This is a genomic window from Sulfitobacter sp. NFXS29 (assembly GCF_040148765.1).
In the GTDB taxonomy this organism is placed as follows: domain Bacteria; phylum Pseudomonadota; class Alphaproteobacteria; order Rhodobacterales; family Rhodobacteraceae; genus Sulfitobacter.
Window position 1 is genome coordinate 1 of the sequence record NZ_JAGDED010000029.1, and the last position, 1487, is coordinate 1487.

The 1487-nt window shown below is 57.5% G+C and carries 3 protein-coding genes; 2 read left to right on the top strand and 1 reads right to left on the bottom strand.

Annotation, left to right across the window (positions count from 1 at the left end; all coding sequences use genetic code 11):
- Positions 1-112: 112 nt before the first annotated feature.
- Together J3456_RS19375 and J3456_RS19380 are read left to right on the top strand one after the other, a co-directional pair.
- Complete coding sequence (locus J3456_RS19375; protein WP_349581890.1) at positions 113-559, top strand: DUF5681 domain-containing protein; 447 nt, start codon at positions 113-115, stop codon at positions 557-559.
- Positions 556-807, top strand: a complete 252-nt coding sequence (locus J3456_RS19380; RefSeq protein ID WP_349581892.1) for a hypothetical protein — start codon at positions 556-558, stop codon at positions 805-807. Before J3456_RS19375 ends, J3456_RS19380 begins: the two co-directional genes overlap by 4 nt.
- 183 nt (positions 808-990) lie before the next feature.
- Here the strand turns inward: J3456_RS19380 and J3456_RS19385 are convergent, their stop codons facing one another.
- Entirely contained in the window at positions 991-1179 is a 189-nt protein-coding gene (locus J3456_RS19385) for a hypothetical protein (protein ID WP_349581893.1), read from the bottom strand.
- Positions 1180-1487 lie beyond the last annotated feature (308 nt).

Here is a 1487-nt window from a genome sequence, read left to right on the forward strand (position 1 = left end):
CTCCCCCTAAAGGGGGGGAGGGGGTGGTCACGCGCTCAGTTGGTTCACGCGAGGTGGTGACGCAAACCGACCTGTCTCAGCAGCAAAAACATTCTCAGAAAGGGCATGCGATATGAGCAAGAGCGGCAACCGTAACAACGGCGCGAAAACGGATGAGCGCAATCCGGACGGTACATTTGCCCCCGGCAATCCCGGCAGACCACGAGGCGCACGCCACAAGGTCACACAGGCTATTGAGGCGATGCTGGAGGGCCAGCAGGAGGCATTGACCCAAGCAGCCATTGATAAGGCGCTAGACGGCGATGTGATGGCTCTACGCCTTTGCCTCGACCGGATCGCCCCGGCTCGCAAGGATGCCCCGGTCTCTTTCGACCTGCCGAACATCGAAACGGCAGAGGATGCTGCTAAGGCCGGACGGGCCATCCTCAAGGCTATCGCCGATGGCGAGGTAACTCCACTGGAGGCCGCGTCTGTCATGGCAGTGGTCGAGCAGTTCCGGCGCACTTTGGAAACTACAGAAATTGAACGCCGGATCACGGCATTGGAGACAAGTAAATGACCTTTCAGAAGCAACAAAACCGCGTGGCCGAATTGGAGCGCAAGGACGGCTCGTACCGTGAGAATGTCTACATCTGGCATAGCACCTACCGACCGGCTCCCGACGGCAAAGGTAAGCCTCAAATCGCGACCGCATTTGGGCGGGGTTGGTCCGCCAGTCGGTTGGAAAACGAAACCGACGAGGAGTTCAAATCCAGGTGTGTCTTGGTTGCCGCAGAGGCGGGTATCAGCATCGACTTTACTGAGTGATTTAGCCTTATTTCATTGGGGTTTGCGGTGAATTATGGTAAGATTCAGTAAGCAGTTTTGATCCCCTCAGATGGGTGATGCAAGGCAGAGAAATGGACGAAAAGAGGTAGGCGAATGGAACGGGCGAGATACAAAAACTTCACTGATATGATCAACGGGGGCGGCGTTGGTGCCGAAGGGCCGTCATTCACTGGAGGGGGCATTCTCAGCACCTTTGGTAACCACATGCGCGCCGAAAGCGATTACCGCCAGCAATGGGCCGAACAGCAACGGGCGCAGCATATGCAGCAAGTATTGGCGCGACTGCGCGGCGACAGCCAGCCAACCAGCTTTGGACAGATGTTCGGGCAAGGCTTTAGGCCGAGGCATCATTCTCAGACCGGTCGTCCCCGTCTCAGGGACTATAACGGCCTCGCAGATATGTTTGATGGCGGAGGTGCGGGCCGGTCGGGGCAGGCCTTTGCAGGCGGAGGCTTGTTTTCCGTCTTAGGCAACTTGGCCGGGGCCAAACCAAAGGGGCAGGCTTGATATGGAAGCTGATTGGCTGCGCTATCAGAACCAAGGCGCAATACGCAATAAGCCCCTATCTGGAGGGCTGCTTGAAGCGCTGGCATTCTTGCCCGACTTGGGCGTGACAATGGAGGTTTTCTCCGGTGGTCAGGCTCCTAAAGGGTCAGGCG

Coding starts and splice junctions, on each gene's coding strand:
- J3456_RS19375 (WP_349581890.1), top strand. CDS start 113: ATGAGCAAGAGCGGCAACCGTAACAACGGCGCGAAAACGGATGAGCGC.
- J3456_RS19380 (WP_349581892.1), top strand. CDS start 556: ATGACCTTTCAGAAGCAACAAAACCGCGTGGCCGAATTGGAGCGCAAG.
- J3456_RS19385 (WP_349581893.1), bottom strand. CDS start 1,179: ATGATGCCTCGGCCTAAAGCCTTGCCCGAACATCTGTCCAAAGCTGGT.